22 protein-coding genes and 1 pseudogene are annotated in these 24,157 nt (G+C 63.5%); 8 read left to right on the top strand and 15 right to left on the bottom strand.

The genetic code is table 11. The annotated features are described in order from the left end of the window. Window positions 1-48: 48 nt before the first annotated feature. Window positions 49-1,023: a hypothetical protein gene (locus AC1DB0_RS05540; protein ID WP_476757682.1), complete on the bottom strand. Its 975-nt coding sequence runs from the start codon at window positions 1,021-1,023 to the stop codon at window positions 49-51. Window positions 1,024-1,246: 223 nt separating this feature from the next. On the opposite strand from AC1DB0_RS05540, the gene AC1DB0_RS05545 reads away from it, so the two are divergent. The 4 genes from AC1DB0_RS05545 (at window position 1,247) to ftsB (ending at window position 5,207) form a co-directional block, all read left to right on the top strand. Further along, window positions 1,247-2,899, top strand: coding sequence for a CTP synthase (locus tag AC1DB0_RS05545; protein WP_175169627.1), 1,653 nt, complete (start codon window positions 1,247-1,249; stop codon window positions 2,897-2,899). Between the two features lie 217 nt (window positions 2,900-3,116). Further along, complete coding sequence (locus AC1DB0_RS05550) at window positions 3,117-3,401, top strand: DUF1330 domain-containing protein (protein ID WP_006223888.1); 285 nt, start codon at window positions 3,117-3,119, stop codon at window positions 3,399-3,401. 4 nt (window positions 3,402-3,405) lie between these two features. Then, window positions 3,406-4,692 carry a phosphopyruvate hydratase gene (gene eno / locus AC1DB0_RS05555; protein ID WP_054423924.1) on the top strand — a complete coding sequence of 429 codons (1,287 nt, stop codon included), beginning with the start codon at window positions 3,406-3,408 and terminating at the stop codon, window positions 4,690-4,692. 71 nt (window positions 4,693-4,763) lie between these two features. Beyond that, window positions 4,764-5,207, top strand: a complete 444-nt coding sequence (gene ftsB, locus AC1DB0_RS05560) for a cell division protein FtsB (protein WP_175169628.1) — start codon at window positions 4,764-4,766, stop codon at window positions 5,205-5,207. A gap of 140 nt (window positions 5,208-5,347) precedes the next feature. On the opposite strand, the gene AC1DB0_RS05565 is transcribed toward ftsB, so the two are convergent. From AC1DB0_RS05565 to AC1DB0_RS05630, 14 genes and pseudogenes are all read right to left on the bottom strand, one after another. Continuing rightward, on the bottom strand, window positions 5,348-6,094 hold the full coding sequence (locus tag AC1DB0_RS05565) for a TadE/TadG family type IV pilus assembly protein (protein WP_476757680.1): 747 nt from the start codon (window positions 6,092-6,094) through the stop codon (window positions 5,348-5,350). 91 nt (window positions 6,095-6,185) lie between these two features. Next, the gene (hslO, locus tag AC1DB0_RS05570; protein ID WP_175169630.1) at window positions 6,186-7,115 is read right to left on the bottom strand and encodes an Hsp33 family molecular chaperone HslO; all 930 of its coding nucleotides are present in this window, start codon (window positions 7,113-7,115) and stop codon (window positions 6,186-6,188) included. A gap of 73 nt (window positions 7,116-7,188) precedes the next feature. Further along, a complete protein-coding gene (locus tag AC1DB0_RS05575; protein WP_054423916.1) occupies window positions 7,189-7,710 on the bottom strand; it encodes a gamma carbonic anhydrase family protein in 522 nt (173 codons plus the stop codon). A 221-nt stretch (window positions 7,711-7,931) separates the two neighbouring features. Next, a pseudogene (locus tag AC1DB0_RS05580) lies at window positions 7,932-9,578 on the bottom strand (acetate--CoA ligase); the annotation flags it as partial. Window positions 9,579-9,707: 129 nt separating this feature from the next. Beyond that, window positions 9,708-10,580 (bottom strand): UDP-2,3-diacylglucosamine diphosphatase, encoded by an 873-nt coding sequence (locus AC1DB0_RS05585; protein WP_156336610.1) that lies wholly within the window; start codon window positions 10,578-10,580, stop codon window positions 9,708-9,710. 103 nt (window positions 10,581-10,683) lie between these two features. Next, window positions 10,684-11,595: a DUF2167 domain-containing protein gene (locus tag AC1DB0_RS05590; RefSeq protein ID WP_476757679.1), complete on the bottom strand. Its 912-nt coding sequence runs from the start codon at window positions 11,593-11,595 to the stop codon at window positions 10,684-10,686. Window positions 11,596-11,724: 129 nt separating this feature from the next. Then, complete coding sequence (locus AC1DB0_RS05595) at window positions 11,725-12,240, bottom strand: RDD family protein (protein ID WP_054423913.1); 516 nt, start codon at window positions 12,238-12,240, stop codon at window positions 11,725-11,727. Between the two features lie 244 nt (window positions 12,241-12,484). Beyond that, a complete protein-coding gene (locus AC1DB0_RS05600) occupies window positions 12,485-12,673 on the bottom strand; it encodes a hypothetical protein (RefSeq protein ID WP_035212795.1) in 189 nt (62 codons plus the stop codon). A gap of 256 nt (window positions 12,674-12,929) precedes the next feature. After that, complete coding sequence (locus AC1DB0_RS05605; RefSeq protein WP_476758637.1) at window positions 12,930-14,285, bottom strand: THUMP domain-containing class I SAM-dependent RNA methyltransferase; 1,356 nt, start codon at window positions 14,283-14,285, stop codon at window positions 12,930-12,932. A 556-nt stretch (window positions 14,286-14,841) separates the two neighbouring features. Continuing rightward, window positions 14,842-15,270, bottom strand: coding sequence for a CopD family protein (locus AC1DB0_RS05610; protein ID WP_006218118.1), 429 nt, complete (start codon window positions 15,268-15,270; stop codon window positions 14,842-14,844). A 141-nt stretch (window positions 15,271-15,411) separates the two neighbouring features. Next, the gene (locus AC1DB0_RS05615) at window positions 15,412-16,863 is read right to left on the bottom strand and encodes a bifunctional 2-methylcitrate dehydratase/aconitate hydratase (protein WP_476757678.1); all 1,452 of its coding nucleotides are present in this window, start codon (window positions 16,861-16,863) and stop codon (window positions 15,412-15,414) included. 72 nt (window positions 16,864-16,935) lie between these two features. Continuing rightward, window positions 16,936-18,129 (bottom strand): bifunctional 2-methylcitrate synthase/citrate synthase, encoded by a 1,194-nt coding sequence (prpC, locus tag AC1DB0_RS05620; RefSeq protein ID WP_476758619.1) that lies wholly within the window; start codon window positions 18,127-18,129, stop codon window positions 16,936-16,938. Window positions 18,130-18,225: 96 nt separating this feature from the next. Beyond that, complete coding sequence (prpB, locus tag AC1DB0_RS05625) at window positions 18,226-19,116, bottom strand: methylisocitrate lyase (protein WP_054423906.1); 891 nt, start codon at window positions 19,114-19,116, stop codon at window positions 18,226-18,228. A 185-nt stretch (window positions 19,117-19,301) separates the two neighbouring features. Next, window positions 19,302-20,291: a malate dehydrogenase gene (locus AC1DB0_RS05630; RefSeq protein WP_054423904.1), complete on the bottom strand. Its 990-nt coding sequence runs from the start codon at window positions 20,289-20,291 to the stop codon at window positions 19,302-19,304. Between the two features lie 372 nt (window positions 20,292-20,663). On the opposite strand from AC1DB0_RS05630, the gene AC1DB0_RS05635 reads away from it, so the two are divergent. The 4 genes from AC1DB0_RS05635 to sdhA all read left to right on the top strand — a co-directional run bounded on the left by AC1DB0_RS05635 (window position 20,664) and on the right by sdhA (window position 24,147). Then, complete coding sequence (locus AC1DB0_RS05635; protein ID WP_054423901.1) at window positions 20,664-21,443, top strand: GntR family transcriptional regulator; 780 nt, start codon at window positions 20,664-20,666, stop codon at window positions 21,441-21,443. Between the two features lie 121 nt (window positions 21,444-21,564). Then, window positions 21,565-21,981 (top strand): succinate dehydrogenase, cytochrome b556 subunit, encoded by a 417-nt coding sequence (sdhC, locus tag AC1DB0_RS05640; RefSeq protein ID WP_006223904.1) that lies wholly within the window; start codon window positions 21,565-21,567, stop codon window positions 21,979-21,981. Next, the gene (gene sdhD, locus AC1DB0_RS05645; RefSeq protein WP_054423899.1) at window positions 21,982-22,365 is read left to right on the top strand and encodes a succinate dehydrogenase, hydrophobic membrane anchor protein; all 384 of its coding nucleotides are present in this window, start codon (window positions 21,982-21,984) and stop codon (window positions 22,363-22,365) included. Between the two features lie 3 nt (window positions 22,366-22,368). Beyond that, the gene (sdhA, locus tag AC1DB0_RS05650) at window positions 22,369-24,147 is read left to right on the top strand and encodes a succinate dehydrogenase flavoprotein subunit (protein ID WP_054423897.1); all 1,779 of its coding nucleotides are present in this window, start codon (window positions 22,369-22,371) and stop codon (window positions 24,145-24,147) included. The last annotated feature ends 10 nt before the right edge of the window (window positions 24,148-24,157 follow it).

Raw genomic sequence — 24,157 nt, forward strand, 5'->3', positions numbered from 1 at the left:
TTGCCTGCGGCCTTTGTGTTTTGCGCGCGGCTTTTTTGTGTGCGGTGTTCAGTGGTCCGAAGCGTGCCGGGTGGAAGGGGTGTAAAGCGCCAGCTTTCCGACCAAGCAGCCCAACACCAGCAGCGCGGCATATACCAGCAGCGTCACGGCGGCCGTCACATTGGATTCCGCCACGCGCATCAATTGGCCCAAGCTCATGGCTCGAATGGCCAAAAAGCCCATGCCGACACCCAGCACCTGCGCCAGCCAGAAGGCCAGCGTGCCGTGGACCACCGCACGCGCTTGGCGCGCGGCGCCGATCGGTCGCGGCAGGATTTTCAGGCAGACCTGCGTGCACAGCACCAGGATGATGGCGGGCAGCGCCAGGTAGCCCAGCGCGTATTCCAGCCAGCCCGCGCTGAGCATCTGCATTTGCAGGTAGCCGCCCAAGGCGAGCGACACACTCAATTGCCAGCCCAGTACCGTCAGCCCAGAGCTCCAGGCCGCGTGGCGCTGTTCATACGCCGGACCACCGGCGGGGCCGGCAGGCTGCACGGTCCACGTGGCGATGCGCACGACGAGATACGCGCCAAGAATTTCCAGGACGATGGTCAAGGCTCGGATGAACAGCCCCATGGCAATGAAGTTGCCCACCCCGCCGGCGCGCTCCATGACGTACTGCATCATCACGTTGTGCAGGTACGCCGAGGCGGCCGACACGATCAACGAGTAGAGCAACAGCAAGGCGATGAAGGTGCCGAAGAGCTTGCGGGGTTCGTCCACGGCCTGCGTGTCGTGCTGCCGCAGCCAGCGGTGCATGGCGCCCCACACGGTCAAGCCGACAAAGACGGTCGACGCGGCAATGGTGGTCAGCAGCGGCAACAGGAATTGCGGCTGGCTGTACATGTCGCGCAGCAGCTCGGACTGGGGCAGCCCGAACACCGAGTAGCTTTGCACCAGCGCGGCGTAGGCCACGCGCACGATGACTGCCGTCAATGCCAGACGCCAGGCAAGCGAGGAGGGGGGGCGGGCGGGATCGATCATCAACATTGTCCGAAGCGTGTTGAGAAAAAACAGCAGTCGAAAAAAATAGGGATCGAACATAGCACGGCGCTGGGGCGCGCCATGCAACAGGCTGGCCGTGCTTGCGTTTCTAGTGCTGCCAAATGTTACGCGTCATCGCTAGGGGAAAACCCAAATAACCTTCGCCTCCCGGCTATAATCCAAATTTCCCGCACGCGCCCGCTCGTCCCGGGTGCTCATTACGATGACCAAATACGTATTTGTCACCGGCGGAGTGGTGTCTTCCCTGGGCAAGGGCATCGCCGCTGCGTCGCTCGCCGCCATCCTCGAGTCGCGTGGTTTGCAGGTCACCATGCTGAAGCTCGACCCGTACATCAACGTCGATCCGGGCACGATGAGCCCCTTCCAGCACGGTGAAGTGTTCGTCACGGAAGACGGCGCCGAAACCGATCTGGACTTGGGCCACTACGAGCGTTTCATTTCCGCTCGCATGCACAAGGTGAACAACTTCACCACCGGCCAGATTTACGAATCGGTGCTGCGCAAAGAGCGCCGTGGCGACTACCTGGGCAAAACTGTCCAGGTGATTCCGCACATCACCAACGAAATCCAGGACTTCATCGCCCGTGGCGCCGAAGCCGGCTGGAACGGCAACACGGACGTCGCGATTGTTGAAATCGGCGGCACCGTGGGTGACATCGAATCCCTGCCTTTCCTGGAAGCTGCTCGCCAGATGAGCCTGCGCATGGGCCGCAACAATGCTGCCTTTGTGCATCTGACGCTGGTGCCCTTCATCGCCTCCGCCGGCGAACTGAAGACCAAGCCCACGCAGCACTCGGTGCAGAAGCTGCGCGAAATCGGTATCTATCCGAACGCGCTCTTGTGCCGTGCCGACCGTCCCATCCCGGACGACGAGCGCGCCAAGATCTCGATGTTCTCCAACGTGCCCCTGGACGCGGTCATTTCCGTCTGGGACGCCGACTCGATCTACAAGATTCCCGCCATGCTGCACAAGCAAGGCGTGGACAACATCGTCTGCGAAGCGCTGGGCCTGACCCCGCCGCCGGCTGATCTGTCCATGTGGGACAACCTGGTCGAAGCCCTGGAGCACCCGCAGCACCAGCTGACGATCGGCATGGTCGGCAAGTACGTCGACCTGACCGAATCGTACAAGTCGCTGACGGAAGCCCTGGTCCACGCCGGCATCCATACGCGCTCGAAGATCAACATCGAGTACATCGATTCGGAAGACATCGAAACCCGCGGCACCGACCAACTGAAGCACCTGGACGCCATTCTGGTTCCGGGCGGCTTCGGCAAGCGCGGCACCGAGGGCAAGATCGCCGCCATCCGCTACGCCCGTGAAAACGGCGTGCCGTACCTGGGCATCTGCCTGGGCATGCAGCTGGCCGTCATCGAGTTCGCGCGCCACGTCGCCGGTCTGGGTGGAGCCAACAGCACGGAATTCGATCCGTCGGCGCCGCACCCCGTGGTGGCCCTGATCACCGAATGGATGGACCGCGAAGGCAAGGTCGAAAAGCGCGACAACTCGTCCGACCTGGGCGGCACCATGCGCAAGGGCGCGCAACGCGTGCCGATCAAGCCGGGCACCCGTGCGCAGACCATCTACGGCGACGAAGTGAACGAGCGTCACCGTCACCGCTACGAGGTCAACAACGTCTACGTGCCGCGCCTGGAAGAGGCCGGCATGGTGATCAGCGCCCGTACGCCGTCCGAGAACCTGCCGGAAATGATGGAACTGCCCGACCACCCGTGGTTTGTGGGTGTGCAGTTCCACCCGGAGTTCACGTCCACGCCGCGTGATGGCCACCCGTTGTTCTCCAGCTATATCCGCGCCGCCATCGAGCAGAAGTCTCGCCGCGGTCAGGAGGCGTAATGCCCGTCTGCGGTCTCGAGTTCCGTAAGCGGATCTTCGGGGCCGCGGGCCGTTCGCCCAGCGCCGCCCTATACGGCGGCGCTTCTTTCGGATACAACCAATTAGCATCGGATATGCGTCGCCGTGCCGCCTTGAGCGACACTGGCGGCTTTGCCGTATCCGGCGTGCCGTATCACGCATCAGATACCAACCAACGCAACTGCTCTGAAGGAACCCCATGAGTGCTTATCTCATCGCCGACGTCACGGTGACCAAGCCCGCGCAATACGAGGACTACAAGCGTCTGTCCACGCTCGCCATGCGCGCGTACGATGCCAAGATCCTGGTGCGAGGCGGAGAGTCCAAGCACCTTGAGGGCCGTGAGCCTGGCCGCACCGTCGTCATGGAGTTTCCGTCCATGGCCGCCGCCCAGGCCTTCTACGACTCCTGGCAGTACCGCCGCGCCCGCAATGCCCGCGAGGGTGCGGCCGTCATGAATATGTTTATCGTTCAGGGAATGTAAAGTCATGAGTGCAATCGTCGATATCATCGGCCGCGAGATTCTGGATTCGCGCGGCAACCCCACCGTGGAATGTGATGTGCTGCTGGAATCCGGCGCCATGGGCCGTGCGGCTGTGCCGTCCGGCGCATCCACGGGCGCCCGCGAAGCCATCGAGCTGCGCGACGGTGACAAGAACCGTTATCTGGGCAAGGGCGTGCTGCGCGCCGTTGAAAACCTGAACACGGAAATCTCCGAAGCGCTGATGGGCCTGGACGCCCAGGAACAGACCTTCGTCGATCGCACCCTGATCGAGCTGGATGGCACCGAGTCCAAGGAACGCCTGGGCGCCAACGCGATCCTGGCCGCCAGCATGGCCGTGGCCCGCGCCGCCGCCGATGAATCCGGCCTGTCGCTGTACCGCTATTTCGGCGGCAGCGGCCCCATGAGCATGCCCGTGCCGATGATGAACGTCATCAACGGCGGTGCGCACGCCAACAACACGCTCGACCTGCAAGAACTGATGATTCTGCCGGTGGGCGCAGGCAGCTTCCGCGAAGCCCTGCGTTGGGGCGCTGAAGTCTTCCACATGCTGAAGAAGCTGATTCACGGCCAGGGCATGTCCACGGCTGTTGGCGACGAAGGCGGCTTTGCCCCCAACGTGCCCAGCCATGAAGCGGCTATCCAGCTGATCCTGAAGGCCATCACCGAAGCCGGCTACGAGCCGGGCACGCAGATCGCCCTGGGCCTGGATTGCGCCAGCTCGGAGTTCTACCGCGACGGCAAGTACACGCTGGCTGGCGAAGGCGGCATCTCGCTGTCCTCGCAAGAGTTCACCAACCTGCTGGCCACGTGGTGCGACAAGTACCCGATCATCTCCATCGAAGACGGCATGGCCGAAAACGATTGGGACGGCTGGAAGCTGCTGACCGACCAACTGGGCAAGAAGGTGCAATTGGTGGGCGACGACCTGTTCGTCACCAACACCAAGATCCTGCGCGAAGGCATCCAGAAGGGCGTCGCCAACTCGATCCTGATCAAGATCAACCAGATCGGCACGCTGACCGAAACCTTCGCCGCCATCGAAATGGCCAAGCGCGCCGGCTACACCGCCGTCGTGTCGCACCGTTCGGGCGAAACCGAAGATTCCACCATCGCCGACATCGCCGTGGCGACCAACGCCATGCAGATCAAGACGGGTTCGCTGTCCCGTTCGGATCGTATGGCCAAGTACAACCAGCTTCTGCGTATCGAGGAAGAGCTGGCTGAAGTGGCGTCGTATCCTGGCTTGGAAGCTTTCTACAACCTGCGTTGATGGGAAGCGCGGTTGCGGCGCCTGGCGCCGCGGCCGCATCCGCGCCACGACTGCTCTGAGGGTTCTCGCGTATGCGCCTGTTGTTCCTGGTGCTGTTCGTGCTGGTAGGCTTGATCCAATACCCGCTGTGGCTGGGTAAGGGCGGCTGGTTCAAGGTCTGGGATCTGCAACGCCAAGTGGCCGAGCAGCGCGAGACCAACGAAGGCCTGCGCGCGCGCAATGCGGCGCTGGAAGCCGAAGTGCGCGACCTTGAAGGCGGTTCTGGCGCGGTTGAAGAGCGCGCCCGTGGCGAGCTGGGCATGATGCGCGACGGTGAAGTGTTCGTTCATATCCTGCCGCAAAACACGCAACCGCCCGCAGCCGGCGCCACGCTGTCGACCGATGCCGGCGCCAAGCCGCCTGCCACGCCTGCGCGTGCCAGCGCACCGGCTGCCAAGCCACCCGCCAGCCGCGCGGCGGCGACGGCGCCCAAGCCCCCTGCCAACTCGGCAAACAACGCCACGACCCGGCACTAGCGCTTGCAATTGCGCTTGCACTTGCACTTGCACTTGCACTTGCCCTAGCACTAGCACTAGCACTAGCACTAGCACTTGCCCTCGCACTTGCACTAGCACTAGCACTAGCCATAGCCCTAGCGCTAAAGCTGACCTCGGTGTCAGCCTCGGCCTGCGCCGCAATGCATCTTGCGGCAGGCGCCGATCACCATGCCCGGTGGCATGGGCTTGAGCCCCGCCCAATCGACCGGGTGCGTGTGCATCTCCATTTCCAGTTCCAGCTGTATCGGCAATAAGCCCCTGGCCTGCGCCTGGCCGGCATAGCTGGTGGCGTCTGCTCGCGCGAGCAGGGCCAGCACGGCTTGCATCGGCGGCAGCAACGGTTTGTGCAGATAGGTCAGCCGCAGTGTCAGCGTGTTGGCGTCGAAGATGGTCGCGCTGCCCGGCCTGGCCGGCCGGCGCACGTGCTGCAAGTCTTGGTAGTCATTGTCGATGGCGCGCCGGCCGGGCGCCGCTTGTACGCGTAAATCGGCCCGGCCGTGTTCGCGAAACGCGCGGGCGTCGGGCTGAAGGATTTCGATTCGCCACGGCGTCAGGCCGCTTGTTGCGGACAATGCGGCGTGGCCGAGCTTCAGCCGGGCGCGCGCCCCGTCTTCCCCTTGCGGGCCGACATAGAGCGGCAGCAATCCTTGTAGAAATGCATCGCGCATAGGTGCCGGATGCCCGTGCGCGGTGGCGCCCGCGCGGCCGGCTTCGATCAGCGCCTGATGCGCCATCTGACGCACGGTTTGCCAGCGGGCGGCCTCGATGCCGAGCAATCCCAGCAGTAGCACCATGGCCCCGGCGACGGCAAATTCGAGGGCGGCGGCGCCGCGCTGCCGGGAACGGGCAAAGAAAAAGGCGGTCATGGCTGCGCAGTGTGGCGCGGGCATGACCGCCTGTCGATACGGATAAGCCGAAGGGATGAAAACGTCCCGCCAGGAGGCGGGACGCGGGAAATCAGTGCACCGTCGGGGGCGCGTCGTCCGGCGGCGGTTGGTTCGGCGTGAACAGGGCGGCGCAGTCAACGGCATCGAACTTGTACGGCTTGCCACAGAAGTCGCAAGACACATCGACCTGGCCGCGTTCAGCCAGGACGCTGTTGACTTCTTCTTCGCCCAGCGAGCGCAGCATGCTGGCCACGCGTTCGCGGGTGCACGGGCAGTGCCAACGCACCGACGCGGGCTCGAAGGCCACCAGCGTGTCTTCCCAGTACAGGCGGTGAATCAGCGTGTCGATATCGGCTTCCAGCAGCTCGTCGCGCTTCAAGGTGCTGGCCAGCGCGTTGGTGCGGTCCCAGGTTTCAGCGGCCGACTGTTCGGTCAGCAGCGGGGCGTCCGTGCCGCCATGGAAGGGCAGGCGCTGGATCAGCATGCCGGCGGCATGGTCGGCATCGGCCGCCAGCCACAGGCGCGTGTCCAGTTGCTCGGACGCTTTCATGTAGTGTTGCAGGGCCTCTGCCACCGTGTCGCCTTCCAGCGGCACGATGCCCTGATAGGTCTGCTGGCCCGGCAGCTTGCGCTGCGGGTCCAGCACCACGATGAAGCGGCCGTTGCCGCCCGGGTTCAGCAGGCTTTGCATGGTGCCGTCGGCCGGCACGTCCTGGCCTTCGCGCACCTTGACGGTGGCGCGCAGGCTCAGGTCAGAGCGGCATTCCACCACCAGCAAAGCGATGGGGCCGTCGCCCTGGATCTGAAGCACCAGCGAGCCATCAAACTTGATGTTGGCGGCCAGCAGCGTGGACGCGGCCACCAGTTCGCCCAGCAGGTGGGTGATGGCAGGCGGGTAGTCGTGATTGGCCTGAACGGCCTTCCAGGTTGCGTCAAGGCGCACGGCCTGAATGCGGACGCTGCGGTCTTCGGTGAGGTATTTTTTAAGCTGATCGGTCATAGCGGAATGTTAGCCGATCAGGCCGCCTATTCCCCCTGCTGGCAGCAGGGGGTTCGGCGATTGCCCGGGGGGATCAGGCCAGCCGTTTCAGGGCCGTCTTGTAGTGTTGGCCCCGCGCCACGTAATGCGCGGTGTTCTTGTGCAGATTGGCGATTTCTTCTTCCGAGAGTTCGCGCACGATCTTGCCAATGCCGATCACCAGCGAGTTGTCGGGAATGACCCGGTCTTCGGGAATGATTGCGCCCGCGCCGATCAGGCAGTTGCGGCCGATGACCGCATTGTTCAGCACGATGGCCTGCATGCCCACCAGCGCACCTTCGTGGATCGTACAGCCGTGCAGCATGGCCTGGTGGCCCACGGTGACGTTGGGGCCGATCGTCATGGGACAGCCGCTGTCCACATGCAGCACGCTGGATTCCTGGATATTGGTGCCATGGCGGATCACGATGGCGTCGTTGTCGCCCCGAATCGACACGTGCGACCAGATGCTGACGCCTGCCTCCAGCGTGACATTGCCGATGATGTCGGCACTGTCCGCCACGTAAGCGGCGGGGTCGATGCGGGGGATCAGGTCGTCAAGCTGGTAAATGGGCATTACGTCTCCGATTGCTGCTCAGGGCCTCTGGGGGCCGGTTCAATGTTGTCGTCGGCCACGGCGGTCACCGCAGGCGGGGCGGGGGCAGCCGCAGGTTCCGGCTGGGGCGTGGCCCCCGGCGCGGCTCCCTGCGTGGGCGCCGAAGTGGGCCCGGAAGGTGACGCCGGCGCGGCCGTCATCGGCTCGGACACGGGCGGCGGGGCCGCCGCCGCGATGGCGCGGGCGCGTTCTTCTTCGCGCAGGCGCAGAATGCGGCGCTGGATCTTGCCGGTGGTGGTCATCGGCAACGCGTCGACGAACTCGATCTCTTTCGGGTACTCGTACGGCGCCAGGCGCTCGCGCACATGTTCCTGCAAGTTTTCGATCACATCGGACCGGTCTCGATGGGCGAACTCCGGCGTCAGCACCACATAGGCTTTGACCAGCGCGCCGCGTTCGGCATCCGGCTTGGGCACGACCGCGGCGTTGGCAACCGCCGGATGCCCGATCAGGCAGCTTTCGATTTCTCCGGGGCCGATCCGGTAGCCCGCCGACTTGAAAACGTCGTCGGCGCGGCCGGCGTACCAGAGGTAGCCGTCGGCATCCACCGAGGCCAGATCACCGGTCAGGCACCAATCGCCCTTGAACTTGGCCTGGGTGGCGGCTTCGTTGCGCCAGTAGCCCAGGAACATCACCGGGTCGGGAAAGCCGTGGATGTCCAGCCGGTTGACGGCGATCTCGCCGATTTCTCCGGGGGCGACAGGCTGGCCGTCATCATTGAGCACGGCCACCTGGTGGCCAGGATAGGGCCGGCCCATGCTGCCGGGCCGGGCGGGCCAGCGCCGTTGGCTGTTGCCCACCACGTAGTTCATTTCCGTCTGGCCGAACATTTCGTTGGGCGTCACGCCGAGCGCTGACTGGCACCATTCAAAGACGGTTTCACCCACGCTTTCGCCCGCGCTCATGATGGAGCGCAGCGCCAGCTGGTAGCGGCCGCGGGGTTCCGGCACCGCCTTCATCATCATCTTCAGCGCGGTGGGGAACAAGAAGGTGTTGGTGACCTGATAGCGCTCCATCAACTCAAAGGCGCGCTCGGCAGAAAAGCGCCCGCGCGTGCCGACGATGGGATGGCCGAAATACAGCGTGGGCAAGAGCGCGTCCATCATGCCGCCCGTCCAGGCCCAGTCGGCCGGCGACCAGAACACGTCAGCGGGCTTGGGGAACCAGTCTTGCGAAGCGACGAAGCCGGGCAGGTTGCCGATCAGTACGCTGTGCGGCAACAAGGCGCCTTTCGGGGCGCCCGTTGTGCCGGAGGTATAGAGCAGGATGGCGGGGTCGGACGAACGCGTCGGGATGGCCTTGAATTCGCTGGGCTGACGGGCAAGCAGGCTGCGCCAGGGCAACACGCGCTCGTCCGCGAAACCAATGCCGATCACTTGCTGAAGATTGGGGCAGTTGTCGCTCACGGCCAGCAGGTTAGCGCTTGAGGCATGGTCCACGATGGCGACGCGTGTTTCCGAGTCTCGCAAGCGGCTTTCCAATGCCTCGGGGCCGAACAAGGCCGACAAGGGCAGCACGACGCCGCCGACGGTGTAGATGGCCATGTGGGCGACGACGGTTTCAGGGCGTTGCCCCAAAACGACACCGACCCGATCGCCGCGGCCCACGCCCATCTTCACCAGGCCGTTGGCCAGCTGATTCACGGCCTCCGCCAAGCGGGCATAGGTCCAGACCTCGCGGTTGCCGGATTCATCTTCGTAGTAGATGGCAATGCGCCGCGCATCCGGACTACTGGATGCCCAGCGGTGGCAGCACGCATCCGCGATGTTGAACTGGGTGGGAACCAGCCAGCGGAATGATTGGTAGAGCGCCTGATATTGGTCGTTCATGGCCCTATGTTGTAAGCATGTTGCAGCTGCGTGAACGGGGCGGCTCGCCCGTTGCCTCAGATGCAAGCATGACCTAGAGGGCCGTGAACTGCAATATCCCCGTTGCGTAATGGGGACGCATACGGGTTATCACGGGTGTTTGCTTTGGCGGCGCAGCGCTGAGGGCAGGGCGGGCAACGACAGCGAACGCGGCGGCCGGACCGAGGGTTCCGTCTGCCGTTCGGCCTGAATGGCGGCCCAGTCCAGCAACTGCAACTGGCCGTCGTGGGTTTCGGCCAGGGCCGACAGGCTTTCCACCCAATCGCCATCATTGCAATAGAGGATGCCGCCCACGTCGCGCAGTTCGGCCTTGTGGATGTGGCCGCACACAACGCCGTCCAGCCCGCGCCGGCGCGCTTCGCCCGCCAGGGCTTCTTCGAAGTCGGTAATGAACGACACCGCGTTCTTCACCTTGTGCTTCAGGTATTGCGATAGCGACCAATAATGCATGCCCAGCCGGTGGCGCAGCCGGTTGAAATGGTGGTTAATCCACAGAGCCAACTGGTAGAGCCCATCGCCCAGATGCGCCAGCCAGCGGCTGTGCTGAATCACGCCGTCGAATTGATCCCCGTGCAGCACCAGCAGCCGCAGGCCTTTCGCGGTGACGTGCACGTCTTCATCCAGGATTTCAATGTCGCCAAACGCAAACCCCGCGAACTCGCGTGCGAATTCGTCGTGGTTGCCGGGGATGAACACCACCCGTGTTCCATTGCGCGCCTTGCGCAGAATGCGCTGGATGACGTCGTTATGCGCCCGCGGCCAGTGCCAATGCTTGCGCAATTGCCAGCCGTCCACAATGTCGCCCACCAGATATAGGGTGTCCGAATCGTTGTGGTCCAGGAAATCGAGCAGGAATTCCGCCTTGCACCCGGCAGTGCCCAGGTGAATATCGGAAATCCAGAGAGCACGCCAGTGCGCGGGTCGGATTTCGTTCACGGTCGCTTCCATGTGGGCTGTCGTCATGCTTCAGGATGAAATCATCCGGCGATGACGGGCGTGTGAAGCTTCCGTGACGCAGTTGTGACGGTAGGGCAGCCACCCGCCCCGCCACCGTCACGGGCTGGAATCAGCCGGGTTGCTGCGGGTCGGACTTCTTGCCGCGCAGACGCTTCCACAGCCCGCCGCCCAGCGCAGCCGCGGCCAGAATGCCAACCTTCGCGAACTTCGCCAGGAACGCGGCGATCACCGCAAACAGGCCAAGCTTCTTGGCGGCCACCCCCGCCACCAGCGCGGCCAGCCCATATTCCGCGACCTTGTCGGTGGACGAATCGAAGTCCGCGTAGCGTTTGCCGTCCACGTAGTTCAGGTTGTCCAGCAGCGCCAGCACCGCGGTCTTGTCCTTGGGCACCAGGCTTTGCTGGGTGATGAGGTCCAGCGTGATGTAGCCGTCGCGCCCGAGCGCGTAGGTGTTGTAGTTCACGGTCGGGTCTTCTTCCGCGCCCGCGCCCTTATGCTTGGCCGCCACCGACCAGACCAGGCGCTGGGTGTTGCTGTCGTACTTGGGCGCTTCGACCCAGCCGTCCACGCTCAGCTCCGGGAAGCCGCGCTTCTTGCGTTCTTCGTTGGATTGCTCGGTGCCTTCGCGCAGGCTGTCCAGCAATTCGCTGACGTTCCAATTGCGGGCGTCGTCGTCCTTGATGTAGCCGGCCTTGTCGAAATTGACGGTGACGACCCAGTCATCATCGTCGCTCTTGGGCATGACGACGCCCAGCAGCGACGGGTCTTTGCCATTGCCATAGGCTTGCATCAGCCGTTCGGCCTGCAAGCGCGGCACGAAGAACATGTTCTGCGGCAGGTGCACGACCGCCTGCTCGCCCAGCTTCACATCGGCCGGCCCTTGCTGGGCGGCGGCGAAAGCGGCTTTCATGGCGGATTCGATTTCTTGCTGGGCGGACGCATTCTGCGCCCAGGCCCCAGTGGGCAGAAAGAGAAGCGCGCTGGCGGCGGCCAGCGACAGGCGTGAAAGGAAAGCGCGCATGAGAGTCTGGAGGCGTCTGTTTAAAAGGGGCCTCATTGTCTTTGCGGTCGACTTTCAACTTTCTGAAAGCCCCCAGCGAATTCGCCGCAGGTTTTTTCGGGATGTAACGTGCTGTGTAAGGTTGGCCAATCAGCGCGCTTTCTGGCGCTGCGGCGCATTGCGCAGGCGGGTGCCTAGCAAGCGGTCGTGCAGGAATTGGCCGTCGGGGTCGAACCACGACCAGATGAAAATGGTGAAGGGCGCGGCCACGATGAACATGTCCATTGACGCCCAGCCCGTGAGGCTGGCGGCGCCCCAGACCACGGCAGCGCCTGCCAGCACCAGCGGCCAGACCAGCACGTAGCGCAGAATCAGGCGGGGGATGCCGGGGGTGTTGCCGTCGCGGTCAACGAGCCGGATGTTCCAGGTCTTCATGGGCAGCGTCTGCCCGCGCCGGCGCCAGCACAGCACGAAGTAGGCGCCAATCGCCACGAACAGCCACGCCTGCCGGGCCGAGCGCAGTTCCAGCGCATTTTTGCTCTGTGTGAGCGTATCCAACAGATAGCCCGCAAGAAACACCACGCCAAACAGCAGCACGGCTTCGTACATCATGCAGGCAAATCGGCGCAGCCGATTGGGGGTCTGGTCGAGGGCGTCTGTCGTCATGGGACGCCATTATCCAATAAAAGGGGGCCCCCACGGTGCGCCGCTACGCGGCTTCCTGCCCCCCGAGGGGGCTTTTTCCCCTTGGGGCGGCCCGGCGGGGAAAAGGGCGCCCCACGGTGCGCCCCTACGTGGCTCCCGAGGGGCGAAAAAAAACCCGCCGGTAAGGGCGGGTCTATAAAAGGGGCTATGCAGCCCCCAAGGGGAAAATCGTTCGGACCTTAGCGCTTAAGGCCCAGGCCTGTCTTTAGGCTGCGGAGTGCGCGTTCTTGGCGCTCGTCTTGCCAGCCAGGGCCTTGACGCCGTGGGCCAGCTTACGCAGGCCTGCGGCCAGAGCCCGCATCGGATGCGGACGGAATTGTTCTTCAATAGCCTGGAGCATCAGTTGGCGCTCGAGTTCGTCGGTCAGGCGGATGGTGTTGTTCGGGTTGATCACGTTAGCCTCCACGGGCTTGCACAGTTGTTTGCTACTAGGGATAACCCGAATTATAGGGTTTACCCTGAAACTGTGCAAGCGGGAGGTGCAAGCAGGTGCAACTTGGCAACACCTTGGTGCTGATAATGCCCCAAAACCGAGCGGCGGGGCACCATAAGCAAAGATACGGGCGCCATGTTGCGGCGCTTTTACAACGTGAGGGCGGACAGGCTTGTCGAGACTGCGCCCGGGGAGAAACCGCCCCGGGCGCGTGCGATCAGGCGTCGCGGTAGCCGGCGGCGACCAGTTCGAAGCCGAACAGGCGGCAGTCCAGCGCGCCGTTGTGCAGCGGCACGCGGCGCTTGGGCTTCAAGCGCATCTGATTGGGCAGGGTCAGGTCGCTGGTGATGACATGCAACTGCCAGCCGGCGAAATTGCGCTTCAGGCACGAGGCCCAATCACGCCACAGCTCGGCGTCCTGCTCGGTCAGCATGCGTTCGCCATAGGGCGGATTGGTGACAATCCAGCCGTGGTCGGCGGGCGCCGTGATCTCGCGGGCGTCACCCACTTCAAAGCGGATCGAATCGGCCGTCAGCCACGCGCGTTCGGCGTTGTTCTGGGCGAATTCGATGGCTTGCGGGTCCAGGTCGTAACCCACCAGCGGGGCGTCCAGCTGGGGCAGGATGCGCGAGCGGGCATCGTCCTTCAGGTCGCGCCAGCGGTAGGCGTCGTGATCGCGCAGGCGCTCGAAGCCGAACGGGCGCGAAATGCCCGGGGGCACGCCCAGCGCAATCCAGGCCGCTTCGATCAGGATGGTGCCCGAGCCGCAGAACGGGTCCAAGAGCGGCGCCGCCGGGTCCCAGCCCGCCAGGGCCAGCATGCCGGCCGCCAGGTTTTCGCGCAGCGGGGCCTCGCCCTTGTCCAGACGCCAGCCGCGCTTGAACAGCGATTCGCCCGACGTGTCCAGATACAGCGTGGCCGTATGGCCCGTCAGGAACAGGTGGACGCGAGCGTCGGGGCGCACCGTGTCGATGCTGGGGCGTTCGCCTTCCAGTTCGCGCAGGCGGTCGCAAATGCCGTCTTTGGCGCGCAGATTGCAGTACTGCAGGCTTTGCACCGGGCTCTTGATGGCCGAGGTGTCCACGCGCAGTGTTTGTTCCGCGCCAAACCAGCGTTCCCAGGGCGTGTCGCGAGCCAGGTCCAGGATGTCGTCTTCGTGCGAAATCTCGGCGTGGGCGACTTGCACCAGGATGCGGGTGGCCAGGCGCGAATACAGATTCGCGCGCTGCACGCCCGCCCAGTCGGCGGTAAACGAGCAGCCCGCGCGGCCGGCCTTGGCGTCGTCATAGCCCAGCGCCTGCATTTCGGCGGTCAAGGCCTCTTCCAGCCCTTGGGGGCAGGGGGCGAACACCGTGAACACTTCCGCCTGGCGCGGTTCGCGCGGACGGCGGCTGCGGGTCTCGACCGTGGGCGTGCGCTCGCGGGAATAATCCCGTTCGTCGGCGGTGTGCGCTTCCGGTTCGTGCTGGTGTTCCGGCTCGGCCATGAATTCCGGCGCGGGGCCATCTTCTTCGAACGGATCGTAGAAGCGGCCGTCGGGCGTGGCGGGGGCGATGTATTGGTCGTCGCGCAGGCGCGGTGCGCGTTGCGGCGGGCGTCCCGAGCGCGCGCTGGGGGCGCTGGAGGGGGCCTCGCGGCGCGAGTCGTCGGAACGGCTGCGCGTGGACGGGCCGCGATCCGCAGAGCGGCGATCGGTCGGGCTGCGATCAGTCGGGCTGCGGTCAGCGGCGCCACGGCTGGGGCCACGACTGGGCTGGTTGCGATCGTACTGGCCGCGTTCGGACGAACGGCGGTCAGATTGACCTCGCTCAGACGGCCCGCGATCGTACTGGCCACGTTCAGAATGACCGCCGCGAGGCGCCTGTCCCCGCGCACCCGCTCCGGGCTTGCGGCGCGCCTCTTCTTCCTGGCGGCGTTGATAGCCTTCCGGGTCTTTCTGGCGTTCTACGTTTTCTTTGGTGCGCGAAATCTGCGCGACCAGCCGGGCGCGTGCGCCAGCTCGGACACGCTTGGGCGCCTCTTCGGCGTGGGCGTCGCGCGCCGTTTTTTTGATCGACAGCGTCTTGCGCGGGCGGTCCTGTTCATCAGAGGACATACGAATCCTGGCGAATGTGCAAAGGTAGGGGGAATCAGAAGGGTTTGACGACGACCAGCGCCACCACCACCAAGAGCAGCAAGACGGGAACTTCGTTGAACCAGCGATAGAACTTGTGCGAACGGGTGTTTTTGCCCTGTTCGAATTTACGCAGCATCAAGCCACAGGCGTGATGGTAGCCGATGACGAGCAAGACGAAAAAGAGTTTGGCGTGCATCCAGCCGTTACCCGGGCCCACGCCGATGCGATAACCCAGATACAGCCACATGCCGAACACGATGGCGACGACGGCCAGAATGGTGGTGAAACGGTACAGGCGGCGGGCCATGCCCAGCAGGGTGGCCTGCACGGAAGCGTCCGATTGCTGCGCCAGATTCACGAAAATGCGCGGCAGATAGAACAGTCCGGCGAACCAGGACGCGATGAAGACGATATGAAAGGTCTTGACCCAAAGCATGGCCATGGCGGTGTCCGATCGAGGAAAGCCGCATTGTAAGGCCGGTGGGTAGTGGCTGCGGGAGGGCATCGTAGGATGGGTGGCCCGCGGTGCGGCTGTTCTAAGAAATTGAATGCAGAACGGGCGCAACCCATCAAACGGCGCACCCTAAATCACGTACAGGTCTACGTATTCATGCACCGGCATGGCCTCAAGCGCCTGCTGGTTCAGCGATACGGTCAGGATGCGGCGCTGCTGCTTGGTGGGGAACATGCGGGCCAGGTTGGTGCGGAACTTGGCTTCCAGCAGCGGAATGCCGTCGGCGCGGCGGCGCTTGTGGCCGATGGGGTATTCGCAGACGACTTCATTGAGCCGCGTGCCATCGTTGAACTCTACCGTCAGCGCGTTGGCAATCGAGCGCTTGTCGGGATCGTGGTAATCGCGGGTGTAGGCCGGGTCTTCCACGCAGACGATCTTGTCGCGCAGCGCATCGATGCGCGGATCGCGGGCCACGTCGTCTTCGTAGTCGGCAGCTGTCAGCCGGCCGAACAGCACCGGCACAGCCACCATGTACTGGATGCAATGGTCGCGGTCAGCCGGATTGTTCAACGGCCCCTTCTTGTCGATGATGCGGATGCACGCCTCATGCGTGCGTATCTTGATGGCCTTGATGTCGTCGGCGGTCTTGCCCGCTGACTTCAGCTTGTCGTGGATTTCCATCGCGCATTCCACGGCGGTCTGCGAGTGGAATTCCGCCGGGAACGAAATCTTGAACAGCACGTTCTCCATCACGTAACTGCCATAGGGCCGCTGGAATTTGAACGGCTGGCCTTTGAAGAGCACATCGTAAAAGCCCCAGGTCTTGGCGCTGAGCACCGACGGATACCCCATTTCGCCCGTCTTGGCGATCAGCGCAAGGCGCACGGCGCGGCTGGTGGCGTCGCCCGCGGCCCAGCTTTTGCGGCTGCCGGTGTTAGGAGCATGGCGATAGGTGCGCAGGCTTTGGCCGTCGACCCAGGCCAGCGACACGGCGTTGATCACTTCATCGCGGTCCAGCCCCAGCATCTGCGCCACGACGGCGGTGGACGCCACCTTGACCAGCACGACGTGGTCCAGACCGACCTTGTTGAAGGAGTTTTCCAGCGCGATGCAGCCCTGGATTTCGTGCGCTTTGATCATGCTCGTCAGCACGTCGCGCATCAGCAGGGGTGCTTTGCCGGCAGCGACCGCCGTGCGCGACAGCCAATCGGCCGTGGCAAGAATGCCGCCCAGATTGTCCGATGGGTGGCCCCATTCGGCGGCAAGCCAGGTGTCGTTGAAATCGAGCCAGCGGATGGCGGTGCCGATGTTGAACGCGGCCTGGATAGGATCAAGCTGGAAAGAGGTGCCCGGCACTTTGGCGCCGTTGGGCACCACCGTGCCAGGCACGACCGGCCCCAGCAGCTTTTTGCACGCCGGATATTCCAGCGCTTCCAGGCCGCAGCCCAGCGTGTCGATCAAGCAGTTACGGGCGGTCTCGTACGCCAGGCTGCTTTTGATCTCGTAGTTAAGAACGTAGTCCGCGATATCAACCAGGACCTGGTCGGGCTCGGGGCGTACGTTAGAGATTGGGGCGGACATTGCGAACCCTCCTTAGCGAAGAAGTCAATACAGGTGGCCATGCCGCGCCGCTCTCGTTGTGGTGGGCTCGCCTTACTTGCGCTTGTCCAGCGGCACGAACTTCTGATCTTCCGGGCCGACGTAGTTGGCGGTGGGGCGGATGATCTTGTTGTCGATGCGCTGTTCAATGATGTGGGCCGACCAGCCTGCCGTGCGCGCGATGACGAACAGCGGGGTGAACATGGCGGTGGGCACGCCCATCATGTGATAGCTGACGGCCGAGAACCAGTMCAGGTTCGGGAACATCTTCTTGATGTCCCACATGACGGTTTCCAGGCGTTCGGCGATGTCGAACATCTTGGTGCTGCCGGCCTTCTTGGACAGCTTCTTCGCCACTTCCTTGATGACCTTGTTGCGCGGGTCGGACACGGTATAGACCGGGTGGCCAAAGCCGATGATGACTTCCTTGGCTTCGACGCGGCGGCGGATGTCGGCTTCGGCCTCGTCCGGCGTTTCATAGCGCTTTTGTACATCAAACGCCACTTCGTTGGCGCCGCCGTGCTTGGGGCCGCGCAAGGCGCCAATGGCGCCGGCGATCGACGAGAACATGTCCGAACCCGTGCCCGCGATGACGCGCGCGGTGAAGGTCGACGCATTGAATTCGTGCTCGGCGTACAGGTTCAAGGAGATGTGCATCGCCTTGACCCATTCGTCGCTGGGCTTTTCGCCGTGCAGCAAGTGCAGGAAGTGGCCGCCGATGCTGTCGTCGTCGGTTTGCACGTCGATCATGTGGCCGTTGTGGCTGTAGTGATACCAGTACAGCAGCGCCGAACCCAGGTTGGCCATCAGGCGGTCGGCGATGTCGCGCGCGCCCGGGGTGTTGTGGTCGTCTTTTTCAGGCAGCACGCAGCCCAGCACGGACACGGCGGTGCGCATCACGTCCATCGGGTGGCTGGAGGCGGGCAGCGCTTCCAGCGCCACTTGCAGCTGGGCGGGCAGGCCGCGCAGGCTCTTCAGCTTCTGCTTGTACGCGGCCAGTTCGGCCTTGTTGGGCAGCTTGCCGTGGACCAGCAGGTGAGCAATTTCCTCGAACTCGCTGGTGTGGGCGATGTCCAGAATGTCGTAGCCGCGGTAGTGCAGGTCGTTGCCGCTGCGGCCCACCGTGCACAGCGCGGTGTTGCCTGCGACCACGCCCGACAGGGCGACGGATTTCTTGGGTTTGAAACCGGCTTTCTCTTCCGGCTTCGCGTCCGGCTTGGCTTCTTGCTTTTTGGCAGCCGTGCTCATGTCTCTACTCCTTTTCTTTCGCTGTGGTCGATGCAATGGGGATACTCGTGGCGCCGCGCGGGTGGCGCGGCGCCGGATACCAAAGGCATGGCGGGATTACGCTTTGCCCTTCTGGAAGAGCGCATCCAGTTTGGATTCGAATTCGTGATAGCCGATGCGGTCGTACAGCTCTTCGCGCGTTTGCATCAGGTCCACCACATTTTTCTGGTGGCCGTCGCGGCGGATGGCGGTGTAGACGGCTTCGGCGGCCTTGTTCATGGCGCGGAAGGCCGACAGCGGGTAGAGCACCATGCCCACGCCCACGCTCTTGAGTTCTTCAACGGTGAACAGCGGCGTCTTGCCGAATTCGGTGATGTTGGCCAGTACCGGCACCTTGACGGCTTTGACGAAGCGGTCATAGGTGGGCAGGTCGTAGGCGGCTTCGGCGAAGATCGCGTCAGCGCCGGCTTCCACGCAGGCCAGCGCGCGTTCGATGGCGGCGTCCACGCCGTGGGACGCAATGGCGTCGGTGCGGGCGATCAGGTAGAAATCGGAATCGGTGCGCGCGTCGGCCGCTGCCTTGACGCGGTCGGCCATTTCTTCGGTGGTGACGATTTCCTTGCCCGGGCGATGGCCGCAGCGCTTGGCGCCGACCTGGTCTTCGATGTGGCAGGCGGCCGCGCCGAACTTGATCAGGCTTTTGACGGTGCGGCCGATGTTGAACGCCGACGGGCCAAAGCCGGTGTCGATGTCCACCACCAGCGGCACGTCGCACACGTCGGTGATGCGGCGCACGTCGGTCAGCACGTCGTCCATGGTGTTGATGCCCAGATCGGGCAGGCCCAGGGACCCCGCCGCCACACCGCCGCCAGACAGGTAGATGGCGCGATAGCCGGCGCGCTTGGCCAGCAGTGCGTGGTTGGCGTTGATGGCGCCAATGATTTGCAGCGGGCTTTCTTCGGCGAGGGCGCGACGGAAGAGGGCGCCGGGCGATTCGGGTCTGGACATGGAAGTCTCCGTTTCTTTTATGACTAGCCCACGACCTTATCGCGGGTCCGGAATATAAATCTGTCCCCTACGCGACAATCGCCGGCGGCGGGGCAGCGAGACAGATGTATGTTTCGGATGGATGTTTCGGTCTTGCTTAGGAATTGGGCCCGCGTGAGCGGGCCCAATTCTGATTCAAGCGCTGCTTACTTCAGCAGGTCCTTGACGCCGTCGCGCTCTTCCAGGAGCTCTTTCAGCGTGAAGTCCAGGCGCTCACGCGAGAAGGCGTCGATTTCCAGGCCTTCAACACGCTTGTATTCGCCGTTTTCGGTCGTGACCGGCACGCCGTAGATGATGCCTTCCGGAATGCCGTAGGAGCCGTCCGACGGAATACCCATCGTGACCCACTTGCCGTTGCTGCCCAGGACCCAGTCACGGACGTGGTCGATGGCGGCGTTGGCGGCCGAAGCGGCCGAGGACAGGCCACGGGCTTCGATGATGGCGGCGCCACGCTTGCCCACGGTCGGGATGAACGTGTCGCGGTTCCAGGCGTCGTCATTGATGAGCTTGGTGAGCGACTCGCCGCCGACGGTGGCGAAGCGGAAGTCCGGGTACATCGTGGGCGAGTGGTTGCCCCACACGACCAGCTTTTCAATGGCGGCAACCGGCTTGCCCGATTTGGCCGACAACTGCGACAGGGCGCGGTTGTGGTCCAGGCGCAGCATGGCGGTGAAGTTCTTTGCCGGCAGGTCCGGCGCCGACTTCATGGCGATGTAGGCGTTGGTGTTGGCGGGGTTGCCGACAACCAGGACCTTGACGTTGCGGCTGGCCACGTCGTTCAGGGCCTTGCCCTGCGCCGTGAAGATCTGGGCGTTGACGGACAGCAGGTCCTTGCGCTCCATGCCGGGGCCGCGCGGACGGGCGCCAACCAGCAGGGCCACGTCGGCGTCCTTGAAGGCGGTGCGGGGGTCGCTGTGGGCGGTCACTTCCTGCAGCAGCGGGAAGGCGCAGTCATCCAATTCCATGATGACGCCCTTCAGGGCCTTTTGCGCTTTCTCGTCGGGGATTTCCAGCAGTTGCAGGATGACGGGTTGATCTTTACCCAGCATTTCGCCAGAGGCGATGCGGAATAGCAGTGCGTAACCGATTTGGCCGGCGGCGCCGGTGACGGCGACACGCAAGGCAGGCTTGGACATGGACGTTCTCCGTAATGGTTTGGCGAGAAAAATCTCACCAATCAGTGTAATCGTTGGGGCATCAAAAACAGCGCGCACGAACAAGCCAGCGCGGGGCCCTGACAGCCGTGAATCCTAGAACGATTTCCAGGGGGCGTCAAACGCTCTTCTATCTTATATAAGACATAAGACGTTGGACAGCGTCCCGCCCGATATGCCACAATAGAGCGTTTATTCGAATGCGTTGCAGCACGGCCCGCTGTGCTCTTTCTAGCGCATTTTGGATGTGGGTTTACACCGTGCATCGGCATCGTACGTTTGCATTGTGTTTCGCATCGTTTTTTGCGCTGCCCTCCCATCATCCGGATGAACATGACACTTTCAAGAAGATCCATGGCAGAGCCTCGGCCCGAAACCTCCTTACGCACACGCGCCGCCCGTTCAACGGGCGAGGGGGCCGCTTTCAGTCCGCTCTATCGCCAGATCAAGGATCTGCTCGTTCAAAGCCTTGAGCGCGGTGAATGGAAGCCCGGTGAACTCATCCCCAGCGAAATCGATCTGGCCGCCCGTTTTCAGGTGAGCCAGGGCACGGTGCGCAAGGCGGTTGATGAGTTGGCCGCCGAGCACATGCTGCTGCGCCGCCAGGGCAAGGGCACGTTTGTCGCCACCCACCACGAAGCCCGCGTGCGTTACCGTTTCCTGCGCCTGGCCGCCGATGAAGAAGGCGAGCCCGGCCGAGCGGAAAGCCGTATCCTGGAATGCCGCCGCCTGCGTGCGCCCGCTGAAATCGCGCGCGCCCTTGACCTGCGTGCTGGCGAAACCGTTGTCATGATCCGCCGCCTGCTGTCCATGGGGCAGACGCCCACCGTCGTGGACGACATCTGGCTGCCCGGTTCCATTTTCCGTGGACTGACCCTGGAGCTGCTGACCGCCAACAAGGCGCCGCTCTATGGTCTGTTCGAATCCGAGTTCGGCGTCAGCATGGTGCGCGCGGACGAGAAGCTGCGCGCAGTGATTGCGCCGGCCGAAGTCTGTCCCCTGCTTAATGTTCCGGCCGGCACGCCGTTGTTGCAGGTGGATCGGGTGTCTTACACCTATGGTGACCGCCCCATGGAAATTCGCCGGGGTTTGTACTTGACCGATCGATACCACTACCGCAATAGTCTGAATTGATGAGCTTTTTAACTACGATTTGATACCAACCCAATCTCTGGGCGAAAATACTGTGTTTGCCCGAAAGGGCCACGGCACTTTCGCCGTCACGATTCCCTAGTTCCGAAACACCGAGGCCGTCATGTCCGACACCGCTGCCAAGCCACGTCCGCAGTTTCGCAATATTGGGCTTGCCCAAGTTGCGTTCTCCTATCGCCTGCCCCTGGCCGGCAAGCTGTCCATCCTGCACCGCATCAGCGGCATTTTGCTGTTCCTCTGTTTGCCCTTGGTCATCGTGCCGCTGTTCGCAGCTAGCGTGGCCGCACCGCAATCGTTCGCCTGGATCGCCTCCATCGCGGCAAACCCGATCGTCAAGCTTGTCTTCCTGGTCCTGATCTGGGGCTACCTGCATCACTTCTGTGCTGGCATCCGCTACCTGTTGCTGGACTTGCACATCGGTATCGACAAGCTGTCGGCCAAGAAAAGCGCCGGCGTGGTTTTCGGTGTCAGCCTGGCGCTGACGCTGGTGTTCGGTCTCAAACTGTTCGGAGTGCTGTAAATGGCCGCCGCTAAAAACTACGGACCCAAGCGCCTGGTCGTTGGCGCCCACTATGGGGTCATGGATTTCATCATCCAGCGCATCACCGCCGTCATCATGGCCGTGTATACGCTGGTGCTGCTCGTCGGCATCTTGACGATGCCTGCCTTCACGTATGAACACTGGGTCAAGCTGTTCAATTTCTACGTGGGCTTCATTCCGGTTGGCCAGATCCTGGCCTCCCTTGCATTCATTGCGTTGGCCTGGCATGCCTGGATTGGCGTGCGCGACATCTGGATGGACTACGTCAAGCCGGTGGGCCTGCGCCTGCTGCTGCAAGTGCTGACGATCCTCTGGCTGGTCGGTACGGTCGTTTACTTCGCGCAAATCCTCTGGAGCATTTAAGCCGTGGTCTCTGTCATGAAATCCTTGCCGCGCCGCCAGTTTGATGTGGTGGTCGTTGGCGCCGGTGGAGCCGGCATGCGTTGTTCGCTGCAACTGTCCCAAGCGGGCCTGTCCGTTGCAGTGCTGTCCAAAGTGTTCCCCACGCGTTCGCACACCGTTGCCGCACAAGGCGGCGTGAGCGCCTCGCTGGGCAACATGAGCGAAGACAACTGGTACTGGCACATGTACGACACCGTCAAGGGGTCGGATTGGCTGGGCGACCAGGACGCCATCGAATTCATGTGCCGTGAAGCGCCGAACGCCGTGTACGAGCTCGAGCACTTCGGCATGCCGTTTGACCGCAACCCCGACGGCACGATCTACCAGCGTCCGTTCGGCGGTCACACCGCCAACTTCGGTGAAAAGCCGGTGCAGCGCGCCTGTGCCGCCGCCGACCGCACCGGCCACGCGCTGTTGCACACGCTCTACCAGCGCAACGTTGCCGCGCGCACCCAGTTCTTCGTCGAATGGATGGCGCTGGACCTGCTGCGCAACGAAGCGGGCGACGTCGTCGGCGTCACCGCTCTGGAAATGGAAACGGGCGAAATCTACATCCTGGAAGCCAAGACCACGGTGCTGGCCACCGGCGGCGCTGGCCGTATCTGGGCCGCTTCCACCAACGCCTTCATCAACACCGGTGACGGCCTGGGCATGGCTGCGCGCGCAGGCATCCCGCTGCAAGACATGGAATTCTGGCAGTTCCACCCGACCGGCGTTGCTGGCGCGGGCGTGCTGATCACCGAAGGCGTGCGTGGCGAAGGCGGCATCCTGTTGAACAAGGATGGCGAACGCTTCATGGAGCGCTATGCGCCCACGCTGAAGGACTTGGCTCCGCGTGACTTCGTGTCGCGTTCGATGGACCAGGAAATCAAGGAAGGCCGCGGTTGCGGTCCGGACGGCAGCTACGTCGTCCTGAAGCTGGATCACCTGGGCGCCGACGTCATCAACAAGCGTCTGCCCTCGATCCGCGAAATCGCCATCAAGTTCGGTAACGTCGACCCGATCAAGGAACCGATCCCCGTCGTCCCGACCATTCACTACCAGATGGGCGGTATTCCGGCCAACTACCACGGCCAGGTGCTGTCGCGCGAAAACGGCGAGAACAAGGTCGTCAACGGCCTGTACGCCATCGGCGAATGCGCCGCGGTGTCGGTGCACGGCGCCAACCGCCTGGGCACGAACTCGCTGCTGGACCTGATCGTCTTCGGCCGCGCCACCGGCAACCACATCGTGAATTCGCACCCGGAGCGCCAGCGTGCGCACCAGGACCTGCCGAAAGAAGCCGTGGAATTCTCGCTGGACCGCGTGAACAAGCTGGAATCGCGCACCTCGGGCGAAAAGACCCAAGACATCGGCAACGCCATCCGCTTCTCGATGCAGCGCCACTGCGGCGTGTTCCGCACGCTGGAACTGCTGAACGAAGGCGTGACGCAGATCGAAGATCTGGCCAAGCAAGCCGACAATATCTACTTCAAGGACAAGTCCAAGGTGTTCAACACCGCGCGCGTCGAAGCGCTGGAACTGGCCAACATGACCGAAGTGGCCCGCGCCACGATCAAGTCGGCCGCTGCCCGTACGGAAAGCCGTGGCGCTCACGCGCTGGACGACCACCCGACGCGCGACGACGAGAACTGGCTGAAGCACACGCTGTGGTACTCCGAAGGCAGCCGCCTGGATTACAAGCCTGTGCAGATGAAGCCGCTCACCGTTGAGTCCTTCCCGCCCAAGGCGCGTACCTTCTAAGTCCGGATAG

The sequence above is a fragment of the Achromobacter sp. 10T422 genome (assembly GCF_056394065.1).